The sequence below is a fragment of the Bradyrhizobium dasycarpum genome, from assembly GCF_042019905.1.
GTDB lineage: Bacteria > Pseudomonadota > Alphaproteobacteria > Rhizobiales > Xanthobacteraceae > Bradyrhizobium > Bradyrhizobium japonicum_B.
Genome location: NZ_CP169574.1, coordinates 3,902,169 through 3,926,837, shown reverse-complemented (window position 1 = coordinate 3,926,837; position 24,669 = coordinate 3,902,169). Strand labels below are relative to the sequence as shown.

Below are 24,669 nucleotides of genomic sequence, written 5' to 3'. Positions count from 1 at the left end.
GTCCCTGCGTTCGCACTAGGGCATGCACATATCTCTGAGGCTCCATCCCGCCGCGACGGCGTGGAAGTATTCGAGGCCGTTCTTGAAGGTGATGGGGCCCGGCGGCTTGGACGATGGGTAGCCATCCCAGCCACCGAGACGGCCGATGATCCAGGCGGCCCAAGCGAGGCGGTCGGGCGGATATGGGTTCTTTAGTCGTTTGCTCGCGGCTTCGAGTTGCTGGTTGAGGGCAATGAGCGCGCCAATTTGGCTGGTGTCGAAGGCAACGCCAATAGGCTGGCGACTACCATTGCGGGCCTGCAGAAGCTGGATGGTGATGACGGCCGCCTTGGCGGCGATTGCGACCAGCTTGAGAAGCCGATCGGCGGATCCGATCTGGCTGTCTTCGAGCTTGAGGCCTTGCGTCTTCAGAGTGCGGAAGAACTGCTCGATAATCCAGCGCTGCTTGTACCATTGGACGATGCGCCAGGCGTCCTCGATGCCGGCAACCTCGTGAGAGGTGAGAAGCCGCCAGTGCAGCGGCTCTACGCCGGCTTCGACATTGACCTCTCGCACATCGACCACCGTCAATGGCAAGCTTTTCGGCAGATGGTGCAGGAACTTAGTCTGTGGGCGGGCAAGCTCGATTGCGTCAAAGCGAAGTTCGAGGTGGGCCAGGCGAGCGGGCCGCGCGGCGCGCGCAGGCAGTTGGATCGTACGCCGGTCCACCGCAGCCATGGCATCGCTGACCTGATACAGACTGCTGCGGTCGGCAAGCTTGCGATCATGCATGCTGCGCGCGATGATGTGGAAGTGTTGCTCAGCCGAGCTGGCATAGAGGGCAAAAATATCGCTCTCGCGATCCCCCAGCAACGTCACCACCGCGGCCTTGGCAAGCAGTGGTCGCGCCGCCACGGCAGAGGATATCCAGCGCTGCGATTCCTTGTCCGATAATTCCCGATCGTCGTGCGAGGTCGTGCGGCGACCTGCGCGCGTCCATATCTGCCCGCTCACAAGCCCAAGACAGCTGCCGTCATCGGCATCCACAGCCAGCAGCGGGTGCAGCAGCACGCCGTGGCTATTGCCTTTGCCGATTTCTCCGAGCCCGCGCCGGCTTTGCGGCGTGGTGTTGAAGTGGACCTCGCTGGTGTCCTGGATGGCCAGCACGTGGCGGCCTTCCACCGCAGCGACCGTGCTATCGCTCCAGCTTTCGATGATCCGCTCCACCGTCACCTTGTCATGGCCAAGAAAGCGGTTGAACCGCACTTCCAGCGCGCGGTTCCCCCTGGAGAGCTGTCGAAGGCAGACAGTTCTGCCCGCAACCATGCGTTCGACGAACGCCGCCCCCTTTATCGAGACGAAGATCCCCGAACCGGCCCAGCGTCCAGTCAATCCGTGACAACATCGCAGCACCCCGTCCGAACCATGGAGTGCAGCAATAGGAATCACACAGACTTCCGATTCTGGAATCCCCCAAGGCGGACCCGAGTCAATCCGCCGCACCAGATATGTGCATGCCCTAGTGCGTTCGGAGGGACGACGCCGGAGAGAGATTGATCAAAACAAAAAGCGCCCGAAAATTCCGGGCGCTTGCATGACGGCGGTTCACCTCAGCTCCGCGGATAGCCCGCCGCTTCCAGGATCAGATTCGCCACCTCCTTCGGATGCGACACCAGCGAGAGATGGCCGGCATCGAGCTCGATCGTGGTGGCGTTCATGCGCCTGGCGAGGAAGCGTTCGAGATCGGGGTTGATGGTGTAGTCGTTCTTCGACACTGCGTACCAGCTCGGCTTGCTGTGCCACGCCGCTTCCGTGGTGCGGCCGGCGAAGATCGAGGCCGCGGTCGGCCACTGCACGGCATAGAGCTCCTTGGCCTGCTCAGGCTTCACGCCATTGGCAAAGTACTTCAGGAAGGCGGCTTCCGAGAGCTTGGTGGTGCCGTCGCGTTCGACGATGCCGGCGCGGACCGGGCCGGTCGGAAACTGCTTCGACAGCGCGACGAAATCCTCGTTCGCATCGGGCGCGCGGGCGGCGACATAGACGAGGCCAGTCACTTTCGGATCGGTGCCGACCTGGCTGATCACGGTGCCGCCCCAGGAATGCGCGACCAGCACCGTGGGACCATCCTGCTCGGCCAGCGCGCGCCTGGTTGCCTCGACGGAATCGCTCAGCGACGACAGCGGATTCTGGACCGCGGTCACGTGCAGGCCTGCGGCCTGGAGGATCGGGATCACCTCCGACCAGCTCGAGCCGTCGGCCCAGGCACCGTGCACCAGTACGACGTTCCTGGCCTTCACGGTTTGCGGTGTCTGCGCCTGCGCGAGGCTGAGGGGAGCCGCCAGAAGGCTCGCGGCGACGAAAAGGCTGCGCCAAAGTGACATGATCGTTCTCCGTCTCGTTTTGGGGTCGATGCCCAAAGGACGGAGCGCGCGGCGGCCGCGTTACGCGTCCTCACCGCTCTGTGATGCAGCGCAAAATAAAACGCCCCGGGGCACCGGGGCGTTTCGTAACCTGGAAGTGGCGCGATTTACGCGGCGGCTTGCGCGGCCGAGTTCTCGATCACCTGCGCCTTGGGGGCGCCGGTGTTGATCGCGATCTGGCGCGGTTTCTTCGCCTCGGGAATCTCGCGGACGAGATCGACGTGAAGCAGCCCGTTCTCGAGCGAGGCGTCCTTCACCTGCACGAAGTCGGCGAGCTGGAAGGCGCGCTCGAAGGCACGCGCGGCGATGCCGCGGTAAAGCACTTCGTTCTTGCTGTTCTCGTTGGCGACCTTTTCGCCCTTGATCGTCAGCGTGTTTTCCTTCGCGACGATGGAGAGCTCGTCCTTGGCGAAACCCGAAACCGCAACGGTGATGCGGTAGGCGTTCTCGCCGGTGCGCTCGATGTTGTAGGGGGGATAGCCGGGGCTGCTGCCGTCCGAACCGGCCTGGTCGAGCAGGTTGAAGAGGCGGTCGAAGCCGACGGTGGAACGATAGAACGGGGTGAGATCGTAGCTACGCATGGTCAAGTCCTCCATTGAGCGACTGTTGGGTAACCCGCCCGCCAATCGGGCCGGGCTTTCATCTGTGTGCAGCCTGATGTTCCGGTTCCGAAACACTGGTAGCGGCCTGCACGAAGGTGATATGGGTGAAACGAGACGGCGTTCAAGAGGGCGGCATTTGCGCCTTTTCGGCGCTTAGGCCCCTTGATTCGCAGCACTTCCCGCCCAAGCACGCCCAAATGACGCTGGTCTCGATCCCGTCCAACCCCGTCCCCGAAGACGTCGTCAGCGGCACCATCAAGACCCCCGATGGCGTCGAGCTGCGCTTTGCGCGCTGGGCCCCGCCGGCGAACCGCAAGGGCACGGTCTGCGTCTTCACCGGGCGCAGCGAGCAGATCGAGAAATATTTCGAGACCGTGCGCGACCTGCGCGACCGCGGCTTTGCGGTGGCGATGATCGACTGGCGCGGGCAGGGCCATTCCTCGCGCCGCCTGCGCGACCCGCGCAAGGGCTATGTGCGTGATTTCTCCGATTTCGAGATCGACGTCGAAGCCTTCGTGCAGCAGGTGGTGCTGCCGGATTGCCCGCCGCCGTTCTTCGCGCTGGCCCATTCCATGGGCGGCACGGTGATGCTGCGGGTGGCGCATGCCGGCAAGCGCTGGTTCGACCGCATGGTGCTGTCGGCCCCGATGATCGACCTGCCCGGCCGCACCACCTCGTTTCCGGTCCGTGCGCTGCTGAAGACGATGCGCCTGCTCGGGCAGGGCGGCCGCTATGTCCCCGGCGGCAGCGATCGCCTCACCGGGCTCGATCCCTTCATCAACAATCCCGTGACCAGCGATCCCGTGCGCTATGCCCGCAATGCCGCGATCCTGGAGGAGGACCCGACGCTCGGCCTGGCGTCGCCGACCGTCGCCTGGGCCGATACCGCCTTCCGCGCCATGCACACCTTCAAGCGCGCCAACTATCCCTCCGAGATCCGGCAGCCGATCCTGATGCTGGCGGCCTCCAACGACTCCGTGGTCTCGACCGCGGCGATCGAGGAGTTCGCCTATCATCTTCGCGCCGGGTCCCATCTCGTGATTGCCGGCGCCAAGCATGAGATCCTCCAGGAGCAGGATCGCTACCGCGCCCAGTTCTGGGCCGCCTTCGACGCCTTCGTGCCGGGCACGCCGCTGTTCAAGTGAGGGGCCGGTGAGGAGTGTCCTCGTTCTCCGTCATTGCGAGGAGCTCGCGACAAAATTGCGGGGCAATTTTGCGCCGATGCGACGAAGCAATCCAGTCTGTTTCCGCGGAGACAGTCTGGATTGCTTCGCTGCGCTCGCAATGACGAACTACAGCGTCTTCAGATACTCGATCAGGTCGTAGCGCTCTGCGTCGTCCTTGAATTCGCGGCCGATGACGCCCGGCCGCTTCGGCTCGCCGTCCTTGCGCTCGAAGGAATGGCCGAGCACGCTGTTGCCCTGGATCGGCTTGCCGTCGGATCCCGTCGCAGAGAACTCCGTTTCACCCGTCTTGCACCTTTCGTTTTCGGTGACCGCAAAGCCGACGGTCACGGGATCATAGTCGCGGCGGCCCATGCAGAATTTTTGCGGGCGCTCGCCTGCGGGCTTCAGCAGCCAGTACAGCGAGGGCACCGAGCCGTTGTGCAGATAGGGGGCTGTGGCCCAGATCCCGTTCAGCGGCCGCGCGCGATAGCGCGGATCGGGCGCCGGATTGAGACAGTTCTTGCGCGCCAGATTCCACAATCTCGCCCGCTCGGCGTCCGAGACCTTCTCGTCGTCCATCCATTTGCGGGCGACGAGGTCGACCACCGTCATGAGGCCGAGCGCATAGACCATCTCGTTGGGCGATTTGCTCGCGGTCGGGACCTCGCATTGCCACCATGTCTGGAGGTCGGCCGTGTTCACCTTCAGGAAGCCGGGCACGTCGACGACCCTGTTGCTGAGAATCAGGGACTGCTCGGGATCCGTGGCGATCTCCTTGAGTGGAATCGTCACCGCGTTCAGGACCTTGCTGTCGCCGCTCGGCTCCCAGTGCTTCGATGACCAGAAAGCGTCGGTGTTGACGGCCGGAAGGTGACATCCGGAACACATCTCCTCATAGATCTTGCGGCCGTTGTCGGCCTTCTTCTGATCGATCCTCCAGGCGTCACCGAGGATCTGTGACGGCCATTGCGGCGCGAGCAGGCCGCCGAACGTCTTCTTGGGTCCGGGCGATTTGAACGGATCGGGGCCTCTCAGCATGTCCTCGATCCAGCCGAGCGTCCTGATATTGACCGAGGAGCGCCAAATCCTCTCCTCCGGATAAGCGTCGGACAGGTTGAGCAGCGCCGTCACGCCGAGCGCTTCGCCGGCATTGCGGATCAGCGGCTGCTCGATCGAGGCGTCGTATTGGGCGAACTTGAACCAGGGCACGGTCCAGATCGCGGGGTAGCTGACCGGCGCGTCCTGGGCGTGCAGGTTCTTCTCGAAGCCCTTGACCCCGCTCAGCGCCAGATCCTGCGAGAAGACCTGATTGCCGATGCGGTTGAGGGCATCGAGACGGCCGAACCCTTCGACGGTGTCCTGCTGCTTCTTGCCGTCCCAGGTCTTCTTGCCCTCGATCGTCGCCTCGTAGGTCTTTTGCCAGTCGATCAGGAACGTGCCGATCGCGCTGAGCTTCTGCTTGAGGGCGGCGCGGTCCGTCTTGCTGGCATTGGGGCCGAGCACGCGATCGGCGAAGCGCTGGAAGCGGAACGGGACGTAGAGCGTATAGGCGATCGACAGGCCGGTGGAGAGCTCCAGCTTCTTCAGGTCGGTCATGGCCGGGCCGCCGTCGAAGCGGACGTCCACGCCCTGGTAGTGGATCTGGCCGGTGTGGCAGGCCGCGCAGGTCAGCCCGATCATGTCGTCCTCGCGGCGACCGGTCGCGGGATCGACGACGCCGGTCATCCGCGCGAAGCCGACCGGGAGGCCGTCGACATTCTCCGCCGGCGTCCACCTGGTCGACCAGTCCGGCACCTGCGTCGTCTCGTAGACATTGGCGTAGCCGAAGCGGCGCAATGTCGTCGTGTCGGTCTGGATCGACTGCGGACTCGGAATGAAGCCGAAGCCTTCGAGATAGCTGCTGTCCTTCATCAGGCCCGGCTTCGAGAACAGATGCAGACGCGGCTGCTCCAGCGCCACGAACCACTCATAGGGAACCGGAAAGGTCGCGGTACCCTGGCTGGCATGATGGAACCAGTGCCGGTCCTTCAGCGACCAGTTTTGCTCGAGCCAGAAGGCGGCCTTCGTTTCCGGGACTGCAGGCAAGGGCGGCGGCAGGAGGTTCACGAGGATGCCCTTCTGGGGCAGCATGGCGCGGACCTGGTTGGGGAATTCGGCGACCGCGACGAGGGCGACGAGACCAATGGCGATCAGCACGGCCGCCAGCTTGAGGGCGCCCCGCACCACGCGCTGGCAGGTCGATAGCACCGGCGGGACCAGAAGCTGGTTGATGCGCGCAGGGAATTGGCGCTCGTTGAACAGCGTGCGCACGTCGGCGACGCTGAGATAGCGATCCTCGCCTGTCCCCTTGCCGATGATCTTCAGGAGGATCGGCCATTCGAACTTCATCAGCAGCGGGTAGTACCAGCGCGCAGCGCTGCCGGCGCGCTTGAGATTGTCGCGCATGAAGAGCTTGATATCCGAGGCGTTGAGGCCGAGCTCGGCGCCGCCGTTCGGATCGGTGTAGGTCCGGCCGAAGCTCGCGAACCGCGTAATCTCGTCCTCGTTGACCTTGCCGTCGACGCCGAGGATGCGCGAGCCGGCGCCGCGCTTGTCCAGCGGACCGCCGCGTAGCGCGTCGAGCTGCGCGCCCGAGAAGATGCTCTTCAGGATGTGCTTGAAGCCGTTGGCGATCAGCGCAACGCCGCGGACCTGGAGGCGGGCAGAGGCCTTCTTCAGCCCGGTCTCGCCGGTCGCATTCGCGATCGTCTCCGAGAGCTTGCCGAGCGGGACAGTGCCGCCCGCGACGAAACCTTCACCGACGAGGCCGCGCAGGAATGGGCATGGATTGTTCGGCGAGACAGGGATCGAGGGATCGAAGGGAGGCTTCGCGGCGGGATCGTGCATGGCCCAAATCCTGAAAACAGCGAATCGTGAAATGGCGCGCCGATCAAGCGCAGAAAGTCCTAACAAACCGACAGCACAATATACTACTTCAGCGTGTGACGAAGTGTGGCCGATTTCACTGTCGTGTCAATAAGAGCAGGCGTGAGGCCGCCAAGGACCGGAATGGGTGTCCCTGGTCCGTCCGTCAGGACTCGGCGGCGCGTTTGACGTCGCTCTGCACCAGGGTCAGCTTGCCGAGCGGCACGCCGGCTTTCAGCAGGCCCTCGCGATAATGAGCGAGATGTTCGGGCTTCTTCCAATGGAAATTGCGCAGGTGGCGGTCGACGTTGAGGGTCGGGTAGTTGCTCATCAGCACGCGGGCGGCTTCGCTTGCCTCGTCGCTTCGTCCCAGCTGCGCCAACGCGGCGGCGCGAATCGCCAGCGCCTGCATGTGGTTGGGGTTGATGTAGAGCTGCTCGCGGGCCCATGACAGGGTCGCGTCATATTGGCGCAACAGATAGTGGCTGAAGGCGTTCAGCGCCGCCCATTGATAGCGCGGGTCGCTGTTGTCGCGTTGCGACGCCATTGAAAACAGCTCGATCGCCTCGCGGTGCTCGCCGATGACGAAATGGCAGATGCCGAGCACGCCGCGTGCACCGTTGTCGTAGGGGTTCAGCGCGACGGCACGCTTGGCGGCGTCCATCGCGGCCTCGTAATGGCCCTCCATGGCGTGGACCCAGGACAGGATCGAGAACGCGAAGGAGGAGCGCGGATCGAGCCGGACGCTGGTTTCGGCGAGATTCATCGCCTCCGCCCACATCTCCCGGGTGCCCTTGACCCAGCCGAACTGGATGCTCTGGATCTGGATCGTGGCGAGATAAGCGTGCGCGATCGACAGTTTGGGATCGAGGCGGATGGCCTCGCGGAACAGGTCGATGGCGGCGGCCGAGTCTTCCTGGGTCAGCCGGTAGTAGTGCGACAATCCCTTGAGAAAGCGGTCCCAGGCGGTCACGTCCGTCGACAGGCGCGCCGGCGCGGAAGCTTCGGCACGGACGATCTCGGTGGCGATGGCGGCTGACAGGTTGGTAGTGATCTCGTCCTGCATCGCGAAGAAGTCGCCGATGTCGCGGTCGTAGCGCCCGGTCCAGAGCTGCTCGCCGGTCTCCGGCGCGATCAGCTCGGCGGTGACGCGGATCTTGGCGCCGGCGCGACGCACCGAGCCCTGGATCAGATAGGTGGCGTCGATCTCGCGCGCGATCAGGCGCGTGCTGGTGTTCTTGCCCTTGAAAGCGAAGGTCGAGTTGCGGCTCAGCACGCGATAGAAGGATTGCAGCGACAATGCGTGGATCAGATCCTCGGTGAGGCCGTCTGAGAAATATTCGTCCTGGGCGTCGCTGAGATTGGCGAAGGGCAGCACGCCGACGATCGCGGTGCGATATTGTTGCGAGAGGGCGGATGCCTCCCGGAGCTCGGGGGCGAGCGCCGGGGCGCCCTCGGGCGTCCAGGTAAAGACGCCGATCGGATCCTTGATGTTCTTGAAGCGGTGGTTGCCGGCATCGACCAGCGGCACGGTGAGATGCTTGCTGGCCTCGCGGAAGGCCTTGGCCGAGATGGCGAAGCCGCCGGGGCTTGCCACCGATTCCAGGCGGACGGCGATGTTGACATCGTCGCCGAACACCTCGTCCTCGTCGGCGATCACGTCGCCCATGTGGATGCCGAGGCGGAACTGCATGGCGCGGTCGGCGGGCAGATGATGGTTGCGCTCCGCCATCAACGTCTGCATCGCGATCGCGGCCTCGGTGGCGCCGACGATGGAGGGGAATTCCAGCAGGAAGCCGTCGCCGGTGTTCTTCACGACGCGGCCGCCGTGATTGAGGATGATGGGGTGGATCGCGGCACGATGAGCCTTGAAGGCAGCATGGGTACCGGCCTCGTCGCTGCCCATCATGCGCGAATAGCCGGCGACATCGGCGCAGACAATGGCAGCCAGACGTCTTTCCATATTCTCTCAGCTCCAAGGGAGGACAGACCGGCCACGGCGTGGCAGTCGCCTCGAATCCCGCATTTCAAGAACCCTGCCTTTATAGAGCAGATGCAGCCGGGCGATAGTAGGATCCGCATTGCAAATTCGAGGTAAATCCCACGCAGTTCCGGCGGTGGACGGAGGCGGACGAACCGACTAAGTGGTGGGCGACCGCCTGGACGGCGGCAGGGACACCTCACATGCTGGGCATTCACGAGATCTGGCTGTTCATCCTGTCGGGGGTGCTGCTCAACGTCACGCCCGGGCCGGATTCCGTCTACGTCATCGGCCGCAGCATGCAGATGGGCTGGCGGGGCGGCGCCGCCGCCGCCTTCGGCATCAGTTGCGGCTGTTTCGTCCATGTTGCGGCCGCGGCGATCGGCCTTTCGGCCCTGCTGATGGCCTCGTCGACCGCTTTCTCGATCCTGAAGCTGGTCGGTGCGGCCTATCTCGTCCTGACCGGGCTTCAGATGCTGTGGTCGCGTCCGGTGCTGGCAGCGGCGATCGACGAGCCGGTGCGCAGCTCGCTCCGGCGGGTCTTCCTCCAGGGTGTCTTCACCAACGCGCTCAATCCCAAGGTCGCACTGTTCTTCCTGGCCTTCCTGCCGCAATTCGTCGCGGCCGATGCGCCGCAAAAGCCGCTCGCCTTCCTGACGCTCGGCCTGATCTTCATCTTTACGGGAACGCTGTGGTGCCTGGTGCTGGCGGCGTTCGCGGCGAAAGCCGCCCACCGGCTGCGCCAGTCCGAGGGCGCGATCGCCTGGGTCAACCGCGCGCTCGGCGGCCTGTTCATCTATCTCGGCATCCGCGTCGCCATGCTGGAGAGCCGGTAATTCGTTCGAACGGATGCGACGCGGCCCCGATCGAGGCCGCATCTCGGGAGGTTTCGATGATTCGTGGAAGCTGCCTGTGCGGTGCCGTGCGGTTCGAGATCGACAAGGTTCGTGCACTGACGCACTGCCATTGCGCCATTTGCCGCAAGCTGGCCGGCGCCGCCTTCGCGACCTACGCCCATGTCGATGCCGACAAGTTTCGTTTCGTCGCGGGTGAGGACGCGACCGTGGCTTACGAATCCTCGCCGGGCAGTTTCCGCCATCGCTGCAAGACCTGCGGTTGCCCGACGCCGGGCAAGGCGAGCTATCTTCCGACAATCAGCGTTCCCGCCGGCCTGCTCGACGACGATCCGCAAGTCAGGCCCCGCCTGCATGTCTTCACCTCCTCGCGCGCGCCATGGTGGACGATCAGGGACGATCTGCCTCAGCACGAGAAATGGGTGCCCGGCTACGAGCCGAAATCGTAGGTTTAGGCGAGCTCGTTGGCCAGCGCGCTGCCGGCCAGATAAAAGCCGAGCAAAATCATTGCGATCAGGAACCAGCGGCGGAACGCCTCGGCCGGCATTCGCGCCCGCACCGACTGGCCGATGAACATTCCGGCAAAGGCCATGGCGAGGCCCACGGCGCCCGGCACGGCATTGCTCGGCGTCAACAGCCCAACGGCGGTGAGGTTGAAGGCGAGCGCCAGCGTCGCTGTGGTGAAGAACACGCCGAGCGCCTGCACCAGCTCGTCCTTTTCCATGCCGATCGCCTGCATGAACGGCATCGAGGGGATCACCTGGACCCCGGTCGAGGCCGAGATCACGCCGGTGACGACACCGACCACGCCGCCGACCCATTTCTCGTTCCTTGGCGCGACGTGGAATTTGAATTTGTTCAGGCCGATCACCGCATAGACGACGAGCAGGACGCCGAGCACGATCGTGCCGTAGCGCGCATGCGGGCCGGTCAGCGCGCCGGCATTGAGCCAGCAGCCGATCACGGTGCCGAGCATCAGCGGCCACAGCCGCCGCAGGATGTCGCGCAAATACGGGCCGACGAAGGTCTGCCAGATGTTGGTGACGATGGCGGGCACGATCACGATGGCGATGGCGCGGCTCGGTGTCATGCTCACCGCAAGCAGGCCCATGGACACCGTCGGCAGGCCGAGACCGATCACGCCTTTGACGAATCCGGCGATCAGGAAGACGGCGGCGATGAGGATGAGGAGCGGGTCGATCATATCGGGCACATTGACCGAAGCCGCGCCGGCGCACAATCTGGAGGTTACGGAGGAAGCCTTCGCTTGAAGCGAAGGCTGGGAGACCTGCCATGCGCTTCGACCTCATCGACCTTCAGCTCTTCATCGCGGTCGCCGACCAGCGCAGCATCACCCGCGGCGCGGAACGCTCGCATCTGGCCCTGGCCTCGGCCAGCGCGCGGATCAAGGGGCTCGAGCACGCGCTCGGCGTCGCGCTGCTCAAGCGCGGCCGCAGGGGCGTCGAATTGACCGCGGCCGGCGAGAGCCTGCTCGATCATGCGCGGCTCGTCATCCACCAGATCGAGGCCATGCGCGGCGATCTCGCCGGCTTTGCCTCCGGCGTGCGGGCCAGCGTGCACTTTCTCGCCAACACGTCCGGCCTGTCCGAGCATCTGCCCAAGGCGCTGGCCGGCTTCCTGCGCGAGCATCGCGATGTCGCCGTCGACATCGAGGAGCGCGAGAGCACCGACATCGCGGCGGCGATCACCGCGGGCGCGGCCGATCTCGGCTTCGCCGCCGAGCACGCGCTGCCCGACCATATCGAGCGCTTCGTGTTCAGCGAAGACCGCCTGACGCTGGTGACTGCGCGCCGCGGCCCGTTCGCCGGTCGGCGCCAGATCGATTTTCAGGAGGCCGGAGCCTGCGATTTTGTCGGGCTGACCAGCGCCACCGCGTTACAGATGCACATTTCGAAGCACGCGGCCCGGCTCGGCATGCGCCCGCACTTCCGCGCGCGCCTGCGTGATTTCGACGCGATCTGCCAGATGGTCGCCGCCGAGGTCGGCGTTGCCCTGGTGCCGGAATCCGCCGCCCGCCGCTGTGCCAAGCTGATGCCGCTCGCACTTGTCCGGCTGCGCGACGCCTGGGCCAATCGCCGCCTGGTGATCTGCGCGCGCAGCTTCAAGGCGCTGCCCCGGCCGGCGAAGATGCTGGTGGAGCATTTGCGTGCGGCGGCGGTGTGAGGAAGTCGTGCACACTGATCTGAGCCTGTGTCCTCGCGCCTCTTGTTGTGAATCTACGCTGCCGCCATGCACACAACTGCGCTTCCTCCCCCTTTGCGGGGGAAGGTGGGGGAGAGGGGTACCCAGCAAAAGGTGTCACGAAGAAGTCTTCGCTCTCGATGGAGTCACCGTGTGGACCCCTCCCTAACCCTTCCCCGGAAGGGGGAAGGGAACCCGGCGGCGGTTGTTGCGAGCATCCTGCCTACTTCGCCGTCTCCACCCCGGCGTCCTTGATCACCTTGGCCCACTTCGCGGTCTCGTCGGCGATGAAGGCGCGAAAATGCTCCGGCTCGTCGCCGACCAGCGTCGCGCCTTGGGCCGCGAGCTTCTCCTTCACCGCGGGATCCGCCATGGCCTTGGTCGCAAGCGCATGGAGCGCCGCGACGATCTCCTTCGGCGTGCCCTTCGGCGCGACCATGCCGTACCAGTTCTCGATGTGGAGGCCGGCAAATCCCGCTTCCGCGGTGGTCGGCACCTCAGGTGCGGCCGGCGCCCGCGCGGCCGAGCCGATCGCAATGGGGCGCAAGGCGCCCGCCTTGACCTGTGGCAGCAGCACCGGAAGATCGAGGAACGTCATCTGCACCTGCTGGCCCAGCAGATCGTTCACCGCCGGCGCGGCACCGCGATAGGGCACGTGCACGATGTCGATCTTGGCCGTGAGCTTGAACAATTCGCCGGCCAAATGCGGCAGGCTGCCGGGGCCGGACGAGGCGAAGTTGAGCTTTCCGGGCTGCGCCTTGGCGAGCGCGATCAATTCGCCGATGTCTTTCGCCGGAACGTTGGTCGCCACCACGAGCATTTCCGGCACGGTCGCAACCAGCGTCACCGGCGTAAGGTCGGTCAGCGTGTCGTAGGCGACCTTCTCCATGCTCGGACTGATCGCGAGCGCGCCGGCCGATGAGATCGCAATGGTGTAGCCGTCGGGCGGCGCCTTGGCGACCGCGTCGGTGCCGAGCACGCCGCCCTGGCCGCCGCGATTGTCGATCACGACCGGCTGGCCCGAGAACTCCGACATGCGCTGGCCGATCACACGCGCGATGATATCGTTGGGACCGCCGGCCGGAAACGGCACGATCAGCTTGATCGGTTTTGCGGGAAAATTCTGCGCCGCCGCCGCCGACGGCAGCAGCAGCAATAAACCAAGGAGAAGCCTGCGTGAGATCGTCATGCAAGCCTCCCGCTCGCGTCTGCTACTGGTTGAGAAGCTTCAGCGCTTCTTCGTGGACCCTGGCGTCGCCGGCCGCGATGATCCGGCCGCCGCCCTGGGCCGGCCTGCCTTCCCAGGTGGTGACGACGCCGCCGGCGCCGGTCACGATCGGGATCAGCGCCGCGATATCGTACGGCTTCAGCTCGGTCTCGACCACGAGGTCGACGTGACCTGCGGCCAGCATGCAATAGGAATAGCAGTCGCCGCCATAGCGCGACAGCCGCGCGCCCTTTTCGATGCGGCCGAAGATGGCCCGGTCGCTCTCGTTCATCAGCAGGGGGCTCGTGGTGTAGGACGTCGCTTCCGCGAGCGAGGCGCAGCGGCGGACCTGGAGCCGGCGCTCGCCGGAGGGGCCCTTGTAATTGGCCGAGCCGTTGTCGCCGGAGAAGCGCTCGCCGATGAAGGGCTGATGCATCATGCCGAACACCGGCGCGCCCTTGTGCAGCAGCGCGATCAGCGTGCCCCAGATCGGAAAGCCGCCGATGAAGGATTTGGTGCCGTCGATGGGATCGAGCACCCAGACATAGTCGGCGTCCTCGCGCTCGCTGCCGAATTCCTCGCCGACGATGCCGTGCTGGGGGAAATTGGCCTTGATCAGCCGGCGCATCACCGCCTCCGCGGCGCGGTCGGCTTCGGTGACCGGATCGAAATCCTTGGTCTTGCTCTTGTCGTCGATCGACAGCGAGGTGCGGAAGAACGGCAGGATGGTTTCGCCGGAGGCGGTGGCGAGCCGTCCGATGAAGGCGGAGAAGTCGATCACCGTCACAGGCCAGATCCTCGAAGCGAAAGTTGGATGAAGCTCGCCTCCTGCCTAGCTCAATTCGCCTCCCGCGGGCAGCGGTGTCTTGGCTTTGCACCCTGGTATTTTGGATGCCGCAGCGCGTCGCTCCTCATAGCCATCCCTTTCAGTCATCCCTTGGCCAAATATCGATCACGACGTTGAAAACTTAGTTCCGTCGCTGCCTCGTTCGTATGCAAACATCTATCAACCCATTGAAATTCCTTATCAAAGAAACTGAATCTGGGTTTCCCTGGAAGCAACTGAGCCATGTGCGTATTGCATGGGAAATGGCTCAAAAGTCCTTGCACTTTGTGCGGCGCGGTCGCATATTGTTGCGGTGCGGTAGCGCTTGGCGTTACCGCTGCCCTCCTTGGGCGTTTCCTCCCTAGACTTGGGCCGCTTGCGTCATTCGCGAGCGGCCCTTTTTTTTTGCCGCCGCCGTTTTCGTTTTTGGGCGCGCAAGCTTGCGAAGCGAAAACGCGATCGCGCTCAGAACATCGTCATTGAAGCGAGAAGCCGGCGACTATTCCGCCGCCGCCTGGAACGGGCCGAGATCGCCGAACGGAATCGTGGTCGCCAGCACGTCGGCAAGAACGCCGAAATCGGTCGCCACCTGCGCAAAGCGTGGACCGCGCTCGCGCCGCCGCTCGTCCATGTAGATTGCGCGGTTGAGCTCGAGCTGCACCGCATGCAGGCCGCTCGCGGGATTGCCGTAATGCTCGGTGATGAAGCCGCCGGCATAGGGCTTGTTGCGGCCGATCGAATAGCCCAGGCCGGTGAAGGTCTCCTCGACCCGGTCGGGCAGAAGCGGCGTGCAGCTGGTGCCGTAGCGGTCGCCGATCACGACGTCGGGCCGGCGCGGCTCGTCGCGGGCCACGCCGACCGAGGGCATCGAGTGGCAATCGACCAGCACCACGGTGCCGAACATCTGGTGCACCTTGTTGATCAGCCGGCGCAGCGCGCGATGGTAAGGCTTGTACAGCGTCTCGATCCGCCCCAGCGCGTCGTCGACGAGAATGCGGTCGCGGTAGATCTCCTGGCCGTCGCCGACCACGCGCGGAATGGTGCCGAGGCCGCCGGCGACCCGCATCGAGCGGGTGTTTGCGAAGCTCGGCAGCCGCCCGGTGAACATGCGCGGGTCGAGCTCATAGGGCTCGCGATTGACGTCGACATAGGAGCGGGGAAAGTTGACCCTGACGGTCGGAAAACCGCGCTCGCTCAAGTGGCCGATCAGCTCGTCCATGAAGGAATCTTCGGACCGCCGCAGCGTCAGCAGGTCGATCCTGGAGGCCGCGAGGAATTCGTCCGGATAGGTCGAGCCGGAATGGGGCGAGTTGAAGATGACCGGCGCGCGCCATTGCGCGGGCTCCACGATCTCGAAGGCTGGCGACGTCTCGCCGTCAAACCGGGTCATCTTCTCAGGCTTCGTCCCTTCGCGCCGGGATCTGGCAGGGAGCCAGACCGCATTGATTCGGCCGACGGATGCGGCTCTTATGTGTCGTCATTGTCCGGAATCGCAACCATTCTGCCAAGCGAAAAGATGTACCGGTCCATTGGAACACGTCTTAACCGTGCGGGCAGGGAAGCGGGGACGCGGCGGCGCGGCTCGATTGATTCGAGCCGCTTTCCGGTTCACAAGAGTGCGGCAGCGCAGCCGGCCCAGGGTAAAGATTTTCACCCCAAATTTACCCTCTGTCGGGCTTAGTGACCTCTGCTGATATCCTCTGGGGATGCGACGATTCCTGCCATGCCAAAGATCCTGCTCGCCGAAGACGACAACGACATGCGCCGTTTCCTGGTCAAGGCGCTGGAAAACGCCGGTTTTCAGGTCTCGTCCCACGACAACGGCATGGCCGCCTATCAGCGGTTGCGGGAAGAGCCGTTCGAGATGCTGCTCACCGACATCGTGATGCCGGAGATGGACGGCATCGAGCTTGCCCGCCGGGCTTCGGAACTCGACCCGGACATCAAGATCATGTTCATCACCGGCTTTGCCGCAGTCGCCCTGAACTCGGATTCGGACGCTCCCAAGAACGCCAAGGTGCTGTCCAAGCCCGTGCACCTGCGCGAATTGGTCAGCGAAGTGAACAAGATGCTGGCGGCCTGAATAGGCCCCGTTCCGTCCTTGCACAGGGTCCCTTGAGCCGTTATAGGGACCCCACCCGACGCAAGTGGACTATTAGGGCGCGTAGCTCAGCGGGAGAGCACTACCTTGACATGGTAGGGGTCACAGGTTCGATCCCTGTCGCGCCCACCATCCTTCGCTCGCGATAGCGAGAGAAGGATGCCGCGCCGAAGCCCAAAGGGCGCAGGCGGGCTGGTCGCCGCGAGCTTCGGCTCGGCAAGCCGAGAATCACATGGCGAAGCGTGTCCGGCGTAGCTCGAAGAGCGTAGACGGACTGGAGTCTCCTGCTCGATATCTGGAACGCCGCTGCGCCCCCGGCATTGGTCATTCATGCCGAAGCCCTCCACAAAATCCTTCAAGCGTGGCGATCACGTCAGCTGGAATTCCGAGGCCGGCCGTGTGCGCGGCCGTATCCTGCGCGTGCACAGGAGGGACGTCGACTACAAGGGCTACACCCACCACGCCCGGCCTGACGATCCGCAATATGAGATCAAGAGCGACAAGACGGATCACGTCGCCCTGCACAAGGGCCGCGCCTTGCGGCTGTTGAAGAGCTGACGGCCCCGTGAGCCGAGTCGGCGAGGCGTCCATGGCTCATCCGTTCTTCACCGTCGGTCATGCCACACGTTCGATCGAGGAGTTCGTCGGGCTGCTGCAGGACAGCGCGGTCACCTTCGTGGCCGACGTTCGCACCGTGCCCCGCTCCCGCACCAACCCGCAGTACAATCGCGAGACCCTCCCTCAGTCGCTCGCGGCCTTTTCGATCGGCTACGAGCACATTGCCTCACTTGGCGGCCTGCGCAGCCGCAAGCGCGAGGTGCCGCGCGAGACCAATGCGTTCTGGCAGAACGGCAGCTTCCACAATTATGCCGACCACGCCATGAGCGCGGCTTTTCATGAAGGGCTCGCGCATCTGCGGGCGCTCGGGCAGGTGCAGCGCTGCGCCATCATGTGTGCGGAGACGCTGTGGTGGCGATGCCACCGGCGGATCATCACGGATTATCTGCTCGCCGCCGGCGAGACGGTGTTTCACATTCTCGGACCCGGGCAGGTCAAACCGGCCGAAATCAATCCGGCGGCGCGGGTCGCAGCTGGCGGCCACCTGACCTACCCTGCCGAGAGTTAGCCAATTCTCGCCCACGAGGTTATGCTGACGATGCACCCTGGCTACGATGTGGCCATCCGACGCGAGCCCGGCCATGAGCATATCCGTCATCGAGCAAGCCAAGATCCAGGCGCAGGTGCTGGTGCCGCTGGTTAGGGCGCTCCAGGCCGAGCTCGGCGAGGCGCGCGCCAACGCGATGGTGCGCAAGGCGCTCGGCGATCTCTATCGCGGCTTCGGCGAGCAATTCTGGAAGGCCAAGAATCAAGACGAGAACGACGCCGATCTCGGCAGGGCGGTCTCATCGGCCTTCAGGACCTACGCGCGCGACGACGCGCTCGCCTATGATGTCATCGAGCAGTCGCACGACGCCTTCGCCTTCGACGTGACGCGTTGCGCCTACGCCGAGTTCTACAAGGCGCTCGGCGAGCCGGAGCTGGGCTTTCTCCTGGTCTGCACCGCCGATTTCGCCACCGCGGAAGGGTTCGGTCCCGACGTCAGGCTCACGCGCACGCAGACCATCATGCAGGGCGCGCCTCATTGCGATTTCCGCTACCGGCGCGATGGAGGCGGATCGCAGTGAGGGGAACGATGCGGACGATCTGTCTCGCCGTGGCGATCCTGGCGTCGATCGCCTCGCGCGCCGACGCCGCGATCATCGACTGGCAGGCCGAGCTCCAGCGCTGCCGCGAGCTGCGCGCGAGCGTGGCGCCGCTGCTTCAGGCCGGCGAAGGCATCTCCGCGGTCGGACGCTCCAACAGATCCGTCCGGCGCTGCATCGGGATCCAGCGCGTCGCGGTGCGGAAGAAGATCCCGGGCGCGGAGGTGTGGTAGCGTTGAGCGCCATGTTGTCGCCTCACATTCCGTCATTGCGAGCGCAGCGAAGCAATCCAGAATCTTTCTGCGCTTCGTCCGAATCCGTAACCGTCACCCTGAGGTGGCCGCTTCTTCAGCGGCCCTCGAGGACGACGGCCCCCGCTATATCGGGGGTCGTTCATCCTTCGAGGCTCTCAGCGCAGTGCGGACGCACTGCGCCGCTCACACCTCAGGATGACGAAGTTGAGAGTTTGCTCCCGAGCAGCATGTCCTTCAGCCCGGTCGGATAGAGGCTCGGACCGCCGTCTACGTCGAGATCAGCAAGGTCGAACCAGCGCGCGACAATTTCTTCGCCATTGTCCTCGCGGAAGTCGATGCGGTCCTGGCCGGCGAATGCGCCATCCGGAAACGCGATCTCCGCGATGAACGTCACTTCGTGCCCGGTCGAGCCTTCGTGCACAAAGATGTTCTCCATCGCCCGCGACTCGCTCGTGATGGCGACGTCGACGCCGAGCTCTTCTTTGAACTCGCGCACCAGCGCAGCCTGCCAGCCTTCGCCGAACTCGATCTCGCCGCCGAGCGGCCGCACGCCCTTGATCCGCCCCGCATCGTCGCGCACCTCGGCCGCCAGCAGCCGCCCGTCCCGCCAATGCAGGCCGAGTGCGACGACGCGGATGTGGGGATGGGGGCGCCATGTGGTCATGGAGGCATGGTTAGGCCGTCTCATCAGCTTTCGCAACGAGGGTAGAGCGGGTTGAAAGCGAGGCGGCTGCTGCTTGCTCCGCCATTGCGAGCGCAGCGAAGCCATCCCCTTTGCGGCACAGCTCCGTCGCTGGGATCAATGCGTTGATCCTGATCAAGGTAGTGGCAACCAAATGGGGCAAGCTCAACGAGCAGGCGCAAACTGGGGGAATGGCCGTGCGTGCTTGTCTCTTAGCGCTGACATTCGTGATCGGCCTTCTGGGATCGTCCGCGGTGCATGCGGGTTGCTGGCCGAGCGATAGCTTTAAGATCGTCTGTTGGATCGACACCAAGGGTGTGGATTGTTCGGCGCACCATGCCCTGACCAGCGCCAAAGTAGTGACGTACTCATATCCGAGCCAATCCATCTACGAGTTCGAAACCACTCATTGGTGGACCGGGCCCAAGGAGACGGCCTGTCCGCCGAACAAGACGGTCAAGTTCAGCAGCGTTTGGGACCGCGAGACGGGCAAAGCGGAGGAGAAGGTGTCCGTGGGCTGGTCGTCCTGGTCGCGCTACGTCTATTGCAGCAACAATCCCTGGACCGGGCAAGGCCCGTCGACGGTGCCTATTTGCTCAGGGCCGGCCAACGACCCAAATGTGGGGCAGCCAGTGACCTCGGCGATGCTTTCGCAAAGTCAGAGACTGAATCTGCTTCAGGTCCAGGAACCGCTCCACACGAGGTGCCTGCAGGTCGAACCCGATCCATTCAGTCCGAAATGGCTTACGGGAAAGCCATTTGTCGAGGTCGTCGTTTCGCACCATGAATATCAAAAAATCGAATGGCATCGTTTCTTCCAGGAATTCTATTCCTCCGACGGCTGGAAGGAAGTTCCCGCGCCCAAGACGAAGATCCCGTTGTTTTCGACAAAAAAATACACCGAGCGCCGCGTCGCGACCACGACAGGACGGTTCTGGCTCAACAAGCAGGGACGTTGGAAGATCGTCGCAATCCCGAAGGCGACCTCGTTCGCCGCCCAGCTGGTCGCAACGACCGAAACCAACGAATGCCCGGGGGCTCTGTTCAATATCCAATAACGGCAGATCGACGAGAAGGCCTCTCCCGAAGTGCCAGAAGGTCGTGGTCGGCCGCAGCCTCTCATAGCCAGGGAGCAAGCCGCCGGTACTCTGAGCTAGATCAAGCTGTCCGGAACTCGCGTGAATATGCTCAGTCAGCATCAGTTCGGAGAGTTCAAATGGCAGTCCAGGACGTCTTGCTCGCTCTCACCAGCTATCCTCACCCGACCCCAGTCGTGGTGATCGACCGCGCCGTATTGCTGGCTGCTCTCCTCGACGCCCGCGTCGCGACGATCTCCTGTGAAATTCATGTTCAGGTGCCTGGCAGCTTCGGGCAGAAAAACCGCTGAAGGCGGCGAGCGGATTATGCCCATGGACGCCCAGCCGTTCGAACAGGAGAACAAGAAATCCCCGGTGTTTCATGCCAGGGGTCTTTCGAAGACCTATCGAATGGGAGAGATCGAGGTGCATGCGCTGCGCGATGTCGACCTCGACATCTTCGAAGGCGAGTTCGTCGTGCTCCTGGGGCCGTCCGGATCGGGCAAGTCGACCCTGCTGAATATCCTGGGGGGGCTGGACAGCCCGAGTTCGGGCGAGGCTCATTGGCGCGATCACAATCTGGTCGGCGCGACTGATGCGGAGTTGACCCGGTACCGACGTGAGCACGTGGGCTTCGTCTTTCAGTTCTACAACCTCATTCCCAGCCTGACGGTGCTTGAGAACGTCGCGCTGGTCACCGAGATTGCGGACAAGCCGCTCGAGCCCCGGGAGGTGCTTACGCTCGTCGGGCTCGAAAAGCGGACCGATCACTTCCCCTCGCAGCTGTCCGGCGGCGAACAGCAGCGCGTCGCGGTTGCCCGTGCCATCGTCAAGTCGCCGGATGTGCTTTTGTGCGACGAGCCGACGGGTGCGCTGGACTACGAGACCGGCAAGGTGGTGCTGGCGGCGATTGCGCGAGCCAACGAGCGCCTCGGCACCACAACGATCATCATCACGCACAATGCTGCAATCGCGGGTATGGCGGATCGCGTATTGCGGCTCGGCGGCGGACGGATCGTCGGTGAGGAGCGCAATGCGCATCGGCTCTCGGCGGACGAGGTGCACTGGTGAGCCTGCTCGATCGAAAACTGCTGCGTGACATCGGCGCGATGCGAGGGCAGGTGCTGACGATCGCGCTGCTGGTCGCAGCCGGCGTCGCCGTCTTCATTGGGTCTGTCTCGACTTACGAATCGCTCAATGCGGCCGTGGAGCGCTTCTACGCGGCTGCGCGGTTCCCGCAGATCTTCGTGAGTCTCAAGCGGGCACCGCTGTCGATCGTCCCGCAACTTGAAGCAATTGCCGGCGTTGCCACGGTTGAGCCCCGTATCGTTCGTGAGGTCATCGTCGATTGGCCGGCTGCAGCCCAGCCGGTGTCGGCGCGGATGGTGTCGCTCAGCCGTGCGGGCGACGAAAGGCTCGCCCGACTTCATTTGCGCCGAGGCGCGGCGCCCGAGCCGGGCTCTGCGAGAACTGCAGCGATTAACGAAGCGTTCGCGGAAGTCAACGGAGTGAACCCCGGAGACGACGTCCGCGTCCTGCTCAACGGGAAGGTGGAAGCTTTTCACGTCTCCGGCATCGCGCTCTCGCCCGAATATGTCTATGCCGTCAAGCCGGGCCTGCCGATTCCCGACGATCGGCTCTATGCGATCCTTTGGGTCGACCGCAGTGCGGCGGAAGCCGCCTTCGATATGAAGGCAGCCTTCAATGACGCCGTCATTTCGCTGGCGCCGGGCACCGATCCGAAGCCGGTTATCGATGAATTGGACCGGTTGCTTGAACAGTACGGATCGGTCGGCGCCGTCCAACGGCGAGATCAGCCTTCCAACCGCTTCCTCGAGGATGAACTGAACCAGCAGAAGGTGATGTCTATTACGATTCCGTTCATTTTCTTCGGGGTTGCGGCGTTCCTGCTCAACAGCGCTCTGGGGCGGATCGTGGTGGTCCAACGCGAGCAGATTGCCGCGTTGAAGGCACTGGGTTTTCCAACCTCGGCGCTGACCGTGCACTATCTCAAGCTCATTCTCGTTATCGTGCTGATTGGATCTGCGCTTGGCATAGGAGCCGGCTGGAGCTTCGGGAAAGCGATGATTGCAAGCTACCAAAGCTTCTTTCGCTTGCCTGACCTGCCGTTTCGGCTGACGCCGTGGTCGCTGGCGCTCGGGATTGCGATCAGCCTGGCTGCGGCATCGCTTGGCGTCTTGACAGCGCTGCGGCAGGTCGTCCGGCTGGCGCCGGCGGTCGCGATGCGGCCGGCGGCGCCGCTGGGCTTTCGCCGCTCGTGGATCGAAGCACTTCTGCCAAGCAACCGGATTCGATCTCGCCTCCTGATGATCTTGAGGAACACCGCCGGACGGCCACTTCGTTCGCTGCTGACGATCGCCGGGGTGGCCTTTGCCGTCCCAATGATGGTTCTGGGAATCTTTTGGCGCGACGCGATCAACGAGATGATCGACCTGCAGTTCAACCTGGTGGAGCGCGGCAACACGACGGTGACGTTTCCGCACCCCATGGACCGGACCATAATGCGGGACCTGGCTCGTGAGCCCGGTGTCCTGGCGGTGGAGGGACAGCGCATCGTGCCGGTGCGGCTACGCGCCGGGCAGCAGAGTTATCTGACCTCGGTGATCGGTCTATCCGCGGGAGATGAGCTGCGGCGGCCGCATGATGCGATGCTGCGCCCGATCGCGGTAAGCCCCGACGGGATTACGCTCACCCGGCGGCTTGCCGAGCGGCTCGACGCGAAGGCCGGCGACGTCCTCGCGGTCGAGGCGATGGAAGGACGACGACGCAAGCGTGATCTGCCGGTCAGTGCCGTCGTCGACGAGGCGATCGGAATGGCATCTTACATGGAGATCGAGACCCTGAATCGCTTTACCGACGAGGGTGCCGTGATTTCCGCGGCGAGCCTGTACGTTGAGCCGACTGCGATGATGGCCTTGGGGGAAAAGTTCAAGAGCTTGCCGACCATCGAATCAGTGACGATGAAGGCGTATGCGCTCACGTCGTTCATGGAGAAGATCGCCGATCTCGTTTTCGTGACCGCCGGCATCCTTGCGGCCTTCGCCACCATCATCACGGTAGGGGTCGTCTACAACAGCGCGCGCATCAGCTTGCAGGAGCGCGCATGGGAGCTGGCCAGCCTTAGGGTGCTGGGCTTTACGCGCGGCGAGGTCGCGAGCATCCTGTTTGCCGAGTTCTCTATCGAGATCGTGCTGGGGATTCTGATCGGCCTGCCGCTCTCTCATGCCGTTATCGGACTGATCGCCAGATTTCACTCCAACGAGAGCTTTCAGATACCTGCCGTGATCGCCCCGCAGACTTATCTCGTTGCCGTCGGCGTCGTCCTTGCTGCGGCTGCCGCCAGCGCCGGCATTGTCAAAGGCCGTGTTGATCGAATCGACTTGGTCGCGGCTCTCAAGACCAGGGAATGAACATGCACGTCACGGGCCGTCATATCGGAATTGTTGCCGGACTCCTGGCCGCCGCCGGATTTACGGCCTGGCTCCTGATTCCAGCCTCAGTGCCGGTCGAGACTGCAGCTGTGACAAAAGGGAGGTTCACCGCCACCGTCGATGAGGATGGCAAGACGCGCGTCCGCGAGCGGTACGCGGTCGCCGCGCCGCTTGCGGGGCGGCTGAGCCGAATCCGGTTCAAGGTTGGCGATCAAGTTCAGGTCGACGACGCCGTCGCCACGATCACCCCATCTCCAGCTCCCCTGATGGACTCGCGGACTCGCCGGGAGGTCGAGGAGAGATTGGGAGTGGCCGAAGCCAATCTGGAGCGCGCCAGGGCGGTCGTCGAACGGGCTAAAGCCCAGAGCGATCAAGCCAATACCGATTTGACCCGGGCGCGGACTCTGGTCCAGCAAGGCGCCGCGACGACGCAGGCGCTCGAACGTGCAGAGCTTGCGGTGCGTCTCGCCGACCGGGATCTGCGGGCGGCAGAATTTCAGAATCATGCCGCCGAGCATGAGATCAGCCAGATGCGTGCATTGCTGGCCCGGTACGGCAACGAAGGCAACGGGCACCCGGATAGCTGGAACGTTGTGTCGCCTGTCGCCGGCGTGGTGCTGAAGGTCGCGCAGGAAAGCGAAACGATCGTGCAGCCGGGTACGCTGTTGCTTGACGTCGGTGACGCCAGCGATCTCGAGATCGTGGCCGACGTTCTCAGCACCGATGCGGTCGAGATCCGTCCCGGAGCCGATGTCAGCATCGACCATTGGGGTGGGGAGGGAAAACTGACGGGTCGGGTGCGCCGGGTCGAGCCGGCAGCTTTCACCAAGATCTCCACGCTCGGTGTCGAGGAGCAAAGGGTCAATGTCCTCATCGACATCCTCTCGCCCGCGAAGCAGTGGGCCCGACTGGGAGATGGCTATCGGGTGGACGTTCAGATCACCGTCCTCGCGCGGGACGAAGCCACGGTCGTCCCATCCGGCGCGCTGTTTCGTCGGGGCGAAGGCTGGAATGTCTATGTTGCGAAGGGCGGGCGGGCCGAACTGCGCCAAATCGAGCTCCTGCGCCGCTCCGGCCGCTTCGCGGCCGTCGCTTCCGGCCTCGCCCCTGGTGAAGAGGTGATCGTCTATCCCAGCGACCGCGTTGCACCGGACGTGCGTATCGCACCCAGATCACCTTGAAGAGATCACCGGCGACAGCAATGCAGTCGCCCTCATACGAGGATATTGGCCGCAATGACGGACATGTTGAGAGCCTCCG

The 24,669-nt window shown here is 64.1% G+C and carries 24 protein-coding genes and 1 tRNA gene; 15 read left to right on the top strand and 10 right to left on the bottom strand.

Annotated elements, in window-relative coordinates:
- Positions 1 to 15 precede the first annotated feature (15 nt).
- From ACETMP_RS18935 to ACETMP_RS18925, 3 genes are all read right to left on the bottom strand, one after another.
- The gene (locus ACETMP_RS18935) at positions 16 to 1,428 is read right to left on the bottom strand and encodes an IS4 family transposase (RefSeq protein ID WP_375157370.1); all 1,413 of its coding nucleotides are present in this window, start codon (positions 1,426 to 1,428) and stop codon (positions 16 to 18) included.
- 161 nt (positions 1,429 to 1,589) lie between these two features.
- Positions 1,590 to 2,360 carry an alpha/beta fold hydrolase gene (locus ACETMP_RS18930; RefSeq protein WP_375157369.1) on the bottom strand — a complete coding sequence of 257 codons (771 nt, stop codon included), beginning with the start codon at positions 2,358 to 2,360 and terminating at the stop codon, positions 1,590 to 1,592.
- Positions 2,361 to 2,506: 146 nt separating this feature from the next.
- Positions 2,507 to 2,980, bottom strand: a complete 474-nt coding sequence (locus tag ACETMP_RS18925) for an Hsp20 family protein (protein ID WP_375157368.1) — start codon at positions 2,978 to 2,980, stop codon at positions 2,507 to 2,509.
- A gap of 218 nt (positions 2,981 to 3,198) precedes the next feature.
- Between ACETMP_RS18925 and ACETMP_RS18920 the strand changes: the two genes are divergently transcribed.
- On the top strand, positions 3,199 to 4,146 hold the full coding sequence (locus ACETMP_RS18920) for an alpha/beta fold hydrolase (protein WP_375157367.1): 948 nt from the start codon (positions 3,199 to 3,201) through the stop codon (positions 4,144 to 4,146).
- Between the two features lie 147 nt (positions 4,147 to 4,293).
- Here the strand turns inward: ACETMP_RS18920 and ACETMP_RS18915 are convergent, their stop codons facing one another.
- Together ACETMP_RS18915 and ACETMP_RS18910 are read right to left on the bottom strand one after the other, a co-directional pair.
- Entirely contained in the window at positions 4,294 to 7,053 is a 2,760-nt protein-coding gene (locus tag ACETMP_RS18915; protein ID WP_375157366.1) for a di-heme-cytochrome C peroxidase, read from the bottom strand.
- Positions 7,054 to 7,237: 184 nt separating this feature from the next.
- Positions 7,238 to 9,034, bottom strand: a complete 1,797-nt coding sequence (locus ACETMP_RS18910; protein ID WP_375157365.1) for an adenylate/guanylate cyclase domain-containing protein — start codon at positions 9,032 to 9,034, stop codon at positions 7,238 to 7,240.
- 221 nt (positions 9,035 to 9,255) lie between these two features.
- Here ACETMP_RS18910 and ACETMP_RS18905 point away from each other — a divergent pair, with 221 nt between their 5' ends.
- Both ACETMP_RS18905 and ACETMP_RS18900 read left to right on the top strand, forming a co-directional pair.
- Positions 9,256 to 9,888: a LysE family translocator gene (locus tag ACETMP_RS18905; protein WP_375157364.1), complete on the top strand. Its 633-nt coding sequence runs from the start codon at positions 9,256 to 9,258 to the stop codon at positions 9,886 to 9,888.
- Positions 9,889 to 9,944: 56 nt separating this feature from the next.
- Complete coding sequence (locus tag ACETMP_RS18900) at positions 9,945 to 10,355, top strand: GFA family protein (protein ID WP_375157363.1); 411 nt, start codon at positions 9,945 to 9,947, stop codon at positions 10,353 to 10,355.
- Positions 10,356 to 10,357: 2 nt separating this feature from the next.
- Here ACETMP_RS18900 and ACETMP_RS18895 read toward each other — a convergent pair whose 3' ends face one another.
- Positions 10,358 to 11,110 (bottom strand): sulfite exporter TauE/SafE family protein, encoded by a 753-nt coding sequence (locus tag ACETMP_RS18895; protein WP_375157362.1) that lies wholly within the window; start codon positions 11,108 to 11,110, stop codon positions 10,358 to 10,360.
- A gap of 89 nt (positions 11,111 to 11,199) precedes the next feature.
- Between ACETMP_RS18895 and ACETMP_RS18890 the strand changes: the two genes are divergently transcribed.
- Entirely contained in the window at positions 11,200 to 12,090 is an 891-nt protein-coding gene (locus ACETMP_RS18890) for a LysR substrate-binding domain-containing protein (RefSeq protein ID WP_375157361.1), read from the top strand.
- A gap of 241 nt (positions 12,091 to 12,331) precedes the next feature.
- On the opposite strand, the gene ACETMP_RS18885 is transcribed toward ACETMP_RS18890, so the two are convergent.
- The 3 genes from ACETMP_RS18885 to ACETMP_RS18875 all read right to left on the bottom strand — a co-directional run bounded on the left by ACETMP_RS18885 (position 12,332) and on the right by ACETMP_RS18875 (position 15,531).
- Positions 12,332 to 13,297 carry a Bug family tripartite tricarboxylate transporter substrate binding protein gene (locus ACETMP_RS18885; protein WP_375157360.1) on the bottom strand — a complete coding sequence of 322 codons (966 nt, stop codon included), beginning with the start codon at positions 13,295 to 13,297 and terminating at the stop codon, positions 12,332 to 12,334.
- 22 nt (positions 13,298 to 13,319) lie between these two features.
- On the bottom strand, positions 13,320 to 14,102 hold the full coding sequence (hisN, locus tag ACETMP_RS18880) for a histidinol-phosphatase (protein ID WP_375157359.1): 783 nt from the start codon (positions 14,100 to 14,102) through the stop codon (positions 13,320 to 13,322).
- Positions 14,103 to 14,640: 538 nt separating this feature from the next.
- Positions 14,641 to 15,531: an N-formylglutamate amidohydrolase gene (locus tag ACETMP_RS18875; RefSeq protein ID WP_375157358.1), complete on the bottom strand. Its 891-nt coding sequence runs from the start codon at positions 15,529 to 15,531 to the stop codon at positions 14,641 to 14,643.
- A 333-nt stretch (positions 15,532 to 15,864) separates the two neighbouring features.
- On the opposite strand from ACETMP_RS18875, the gene cpdR reads away from it, so the two are divergent.
- From cpdR to ACETMP_RS18845, 6 genes are all read left to right on the top strand, one after another.
- Positions 15,865 to 16,224 (top strand): cell cycle two-component system response regulator CpdR, encoded by a 360-nt coding sequence (cpdR, locus tag ACETMP_RS18870; RefSeq protein WP_007597092.1) that lies wholly within the window; start codon positions 15,865 to 15,867, stop codon positions 16,222 to 16,224.
- Between the two features lie 75 nt (positions 16,225 to 16,299).
- Positions 16,300 to 16,374: transfer RNA gene (locus ACETMP_RS18865), tRNA-Val, on the top strand.
- A gap of 198 nt (positions 16,375 to 16,572) precedes the next feature.
- Positions 16,573 to 16,800, top strand: coding sequence for a DUF2945 domain-containing protein (locus ACETMP_RS18860; protein ID WP_375157357.1), 228 nt, complete (start codon positions 16,573 to 16,575; stop codon positions 16,798 to 16,800).
- Between the two features lie 31 nt (positions 16,801 to 16,831).
- Positions 16,832 to 17,368 carry a DUF488 family protein gene (locus tag ACETMP_RS18855; RefSeq protein ID WP_375157356.1) on the top strand — a complete coding sequence of 179 codons (537 nt, stop codon included), beginning with the start codon at positions 16,832 to 16,834 and terminating at the stop codon, positions 17,366 to 17,368.
- A 73-nt stretch (positions 17,369 to 17,441) separates the two neighbouring features.
- Entirely contained in the window at positions 17,442 to 17,927 is a 486-nt protein-coding gene (locus ACETMP_RS18850) for an L-2-amino-thiazoline-4-carboxylic acid hydrolase (protein WP_375157355.1), read from the top strand.
- Between the two features lie 8 nt (positions 17,928 to 17,935).
- A complete protein-coding gene (locus ACETMP_RS18845) occupies positions 17,936 to 18,178 on the top strand; it encodes a hypothetical protein (RefSeq protein ID WP_375157354.1) in 243 nt (80 codons plus the stop codon).
- Positions 18,179 to 18,389: 211 nt separating this feature from the next.
- On the opposite strand, the gene ACETMP_RS18840 is transcribed toward ACETMP_RS18845, so the two are convergent.
- Positions 18,390 to 18,863 carry an NUDIX hydrolase gene (locus tag ACETMP_RS18840; protein WP_375157353.1) on the bottom strand — a complete coding sequence of 158 codons (474 nt, stop codon included), beginning with the start codon at positions 18,861 to 18,863 and terminating at the stop codon, positions 18,390 to 18,392.
- 143 nt (positions 18,864 to 19,006) lie between these two features.
- Here ACETMP_RS18840 and ACETMP_RS18835 point away from each other — a divergent pair, with 143 nt between their 5' ends.
- The 5 genes from ACETMP_RS18835 to ACETMP_RS18815 all read left to right on the top strand — a co-directional run bounded on the left by ACETMP_RS18835 (position 19,007) and on the right by ACETMP_RS18815 (position 24,590).
- Complete coding sequence (locus ACETMP_RS18835; protein WP_375157352.1) at positions 19,007 to 19,939, top strand: hypothetical protein; 933 nt, start codon at positions 19,007 to 19,009, stop codon at positions 19,937 to 19,939.
- A 158-nt stretch (positions 19,940 to 20,097) separates the two neighbouring features.
- Positions 20,098 to 20,268 (top strand): hypothetical protein, encoded by a 171-nt coding sequence (locus ACETMP_RS18830; RefSeq protein WP_375157351.1) that lies wholly within the window; start codon positions 20,098 to 20,100, stop codon positions 20,266 to 20,268.
- 22 nt (positions 20,269 to 20,290) lie between these two features.
- Entirely contained in the window at positions 20,291 to 21,028 is a 738-nt protein-coding gene (locus ACETMP_RS18825) for an ABC transporter ATP-binding protein (protein WP_375157350.1), read from the top strand.
- Complete coding sequence (locus tag ACETMP_RS18820; RefSeq protein WP_375157349.1) at positions 21,025 to 23,388, top strand: ABC transporter permease; 2,364 nt, start codon at positions 21,025 to 21,027, stop codon at positions 23,386 to 23,388. The genes ACETMP_RS18825 and ACETMP_RS18820 overlap by 4 nt, the downstream gene beginning before the upstream one ends.
- The gene (locus ACETMP_RS18815; RefSeq protein WP_375157348.1) at positions 23,385 to 24,590 is read left to right on the top strand and encodes an efflux RND transporter periplasmic adaptor subunit; all 1,206 of its coding nucleotides are present in this window, start codon (positions 23,385 to 23,387) and stop codon (positions 24,588 to 24,590) included. The genes ACETMP_RS18820 and ACETMP_RS18815 overlap by 4 nt, the downstream gene beginning before the upstream one ends.
- Positions 24,591 to 24,669: the final 79 nt, after the last annotated feature.

What these genes read in the sequence shown, in the direction of transcription:
- ACETMP_RS18930 (WP_375157369.1), bottom strand. Translation starts at nt 2,360, where the DNA reads ATGTCACTTTGGCGCAGCCTTTTCGTCGCCGCGAGCCTTCTGGCGGCT.
- ACETMP_RS18925 (WP_375157368.1), bottom strand. Translation starts at nt 2,980, where the DNA reads ATGCGTAGCTACGATCTCACCCCGTTCTATCGTTCCACCGTCGGCTTC.
- ACETMP_RS18920 (WP_375157367.1), top strand. Translation starts at nt 3,199, where the DNA reads ATGACGCTGGTCTCGATCCCGTCCAACCCCGTCCCCGAAGACGTCGTC.
- ACETMP_RS18915 (WP_375157366.1), bottom strand. Translation starts at nt 7,053, where the DNA reads ATGCACGATCCCGCCGCGAAGCCTCCCTTCGATCCCTCGATCCCTGTC.
- ACETMP_RS18910 (WP_375157365.1), bottom strand. Translation starts at nt 9,034, where the DNA reads ATGGAAAGACGTCTGGCTGCCATTGTCTGCGCCGATGTCGCCGGCTAT.
- ACETMP_RS18905 (WP_375157364.1), top strand. Translation starts at nt 9,256, where the DNA reads ATGCTGGGCATTCACGAGATCTGGCTGTTCATCCTGTCGGGGGTGCTG.
- ACETMP_RS18900 (WP_375157363.1), top strand. Translation starts at nt 9,945, where the DNA reads ATGATTCGTGGAAGCTGCCTGTGCGGTGCCGTGCGGTTCGAGATCGAC.
- ACETMP_RS18895 (WP_375157362.1), bottom strand. Translation starts at nt 11,110, where the DNA reads ATGATCGACCCGCTCCTCATCCTCATCGCCGCCGTCTTCCTGATCGCC.
- ACETMP_RS18890 (WP_375157361.1), top strand. Translation starts at nt 11,200, where the DNA reads ATGCGCTTCGACCTCATCGACCTTCAGCTCTTCATCGCGGTCGCCGAC.
- ACETMP_RS18885 (WP_375157360.1), bottom strand. Translation starts at nt 13,297, where the DNA reads ATGACGATCTCACGCAGGCTTCTCCTTGGTTTATTGCTGCTGCTGCCG.
- ACETMP_RS18875 (WP_375157358.1), bottom strand. Translation starts at nt 15,531, where the DNA reads ATGACCCGGTTTGACGGCGAGACGTCGCCAGCCTTCGAGATCGTGGAG.
- cpdR (WP_007597092.1), top strand. Translation starts at nt 15,865, where the DNA reads ATGCCAAAGATCCTGCTCGCCGAAGACGACAACGACATGCGCCGTTTC.
- ACETMP_RS18860 (WP_375157357.1), top strand. Translation starts at nt 16,573, where the DNA reads ATGCCGAAGCCCTCCACAAAATCCTTCAAGCGTGGCGATCACGTCAGC.
- ACETMP_RS18855 (WP_375157356.1), top strand. Translation starts at nt 16,832, where the DNA reads ATGGCTCATCCGTTCTTCACCGTCGGTCATGCCACACGTTCGATCGAG.
- ACETMP_RS18850 (WP_375157355.1), top strand. Translation starts at nt 17,442, where the DNA reads ATGAGCATATCCGTCATCGAGCAAGCCAAGATCCAGGCGCAGGTGCTG.
- ACETMP_RS18845 (WP_375157354.1), top strand. Translation starts at nt 17,936, where the DNA reads ATGCGGACGATCTGTCTCGCCGTGGCGATCCTGGCGTCGATCGCCTCG.
- ACETMP_RS18840 (WP_375157353.1), bottom strand. Translation starts at nt 18,863, where the DNA reads ATGACCACATGGCGCCCCCATCCCCACATCCGCGTCGTCGCACTCGGC.
- ACETMP_RS18830 (WP_375157351.1), top strand. Translation starts at nt 20,098, where the DNA reads ATGGCAGTCCAGGACGTCTTGCTCGCTCTCACCAGCTATCCTCACCCG.
- ACETMP_RS18825 (WP_375157350.1), top strand. Translation starts at nt 20,291, where the DNA reads ATGGACGCCCAGCCGTTCGAACAGGAGAACAAGAAATCCCCGGTGTTT.
- ACETMP_RS18815 (WP_375157348.1), top strand. Translation starts at nt 23,385, where the DNA reads ATGAACATGCACGTCACGGGCCGTCATATCGGAATTGTTGCCGGACTC.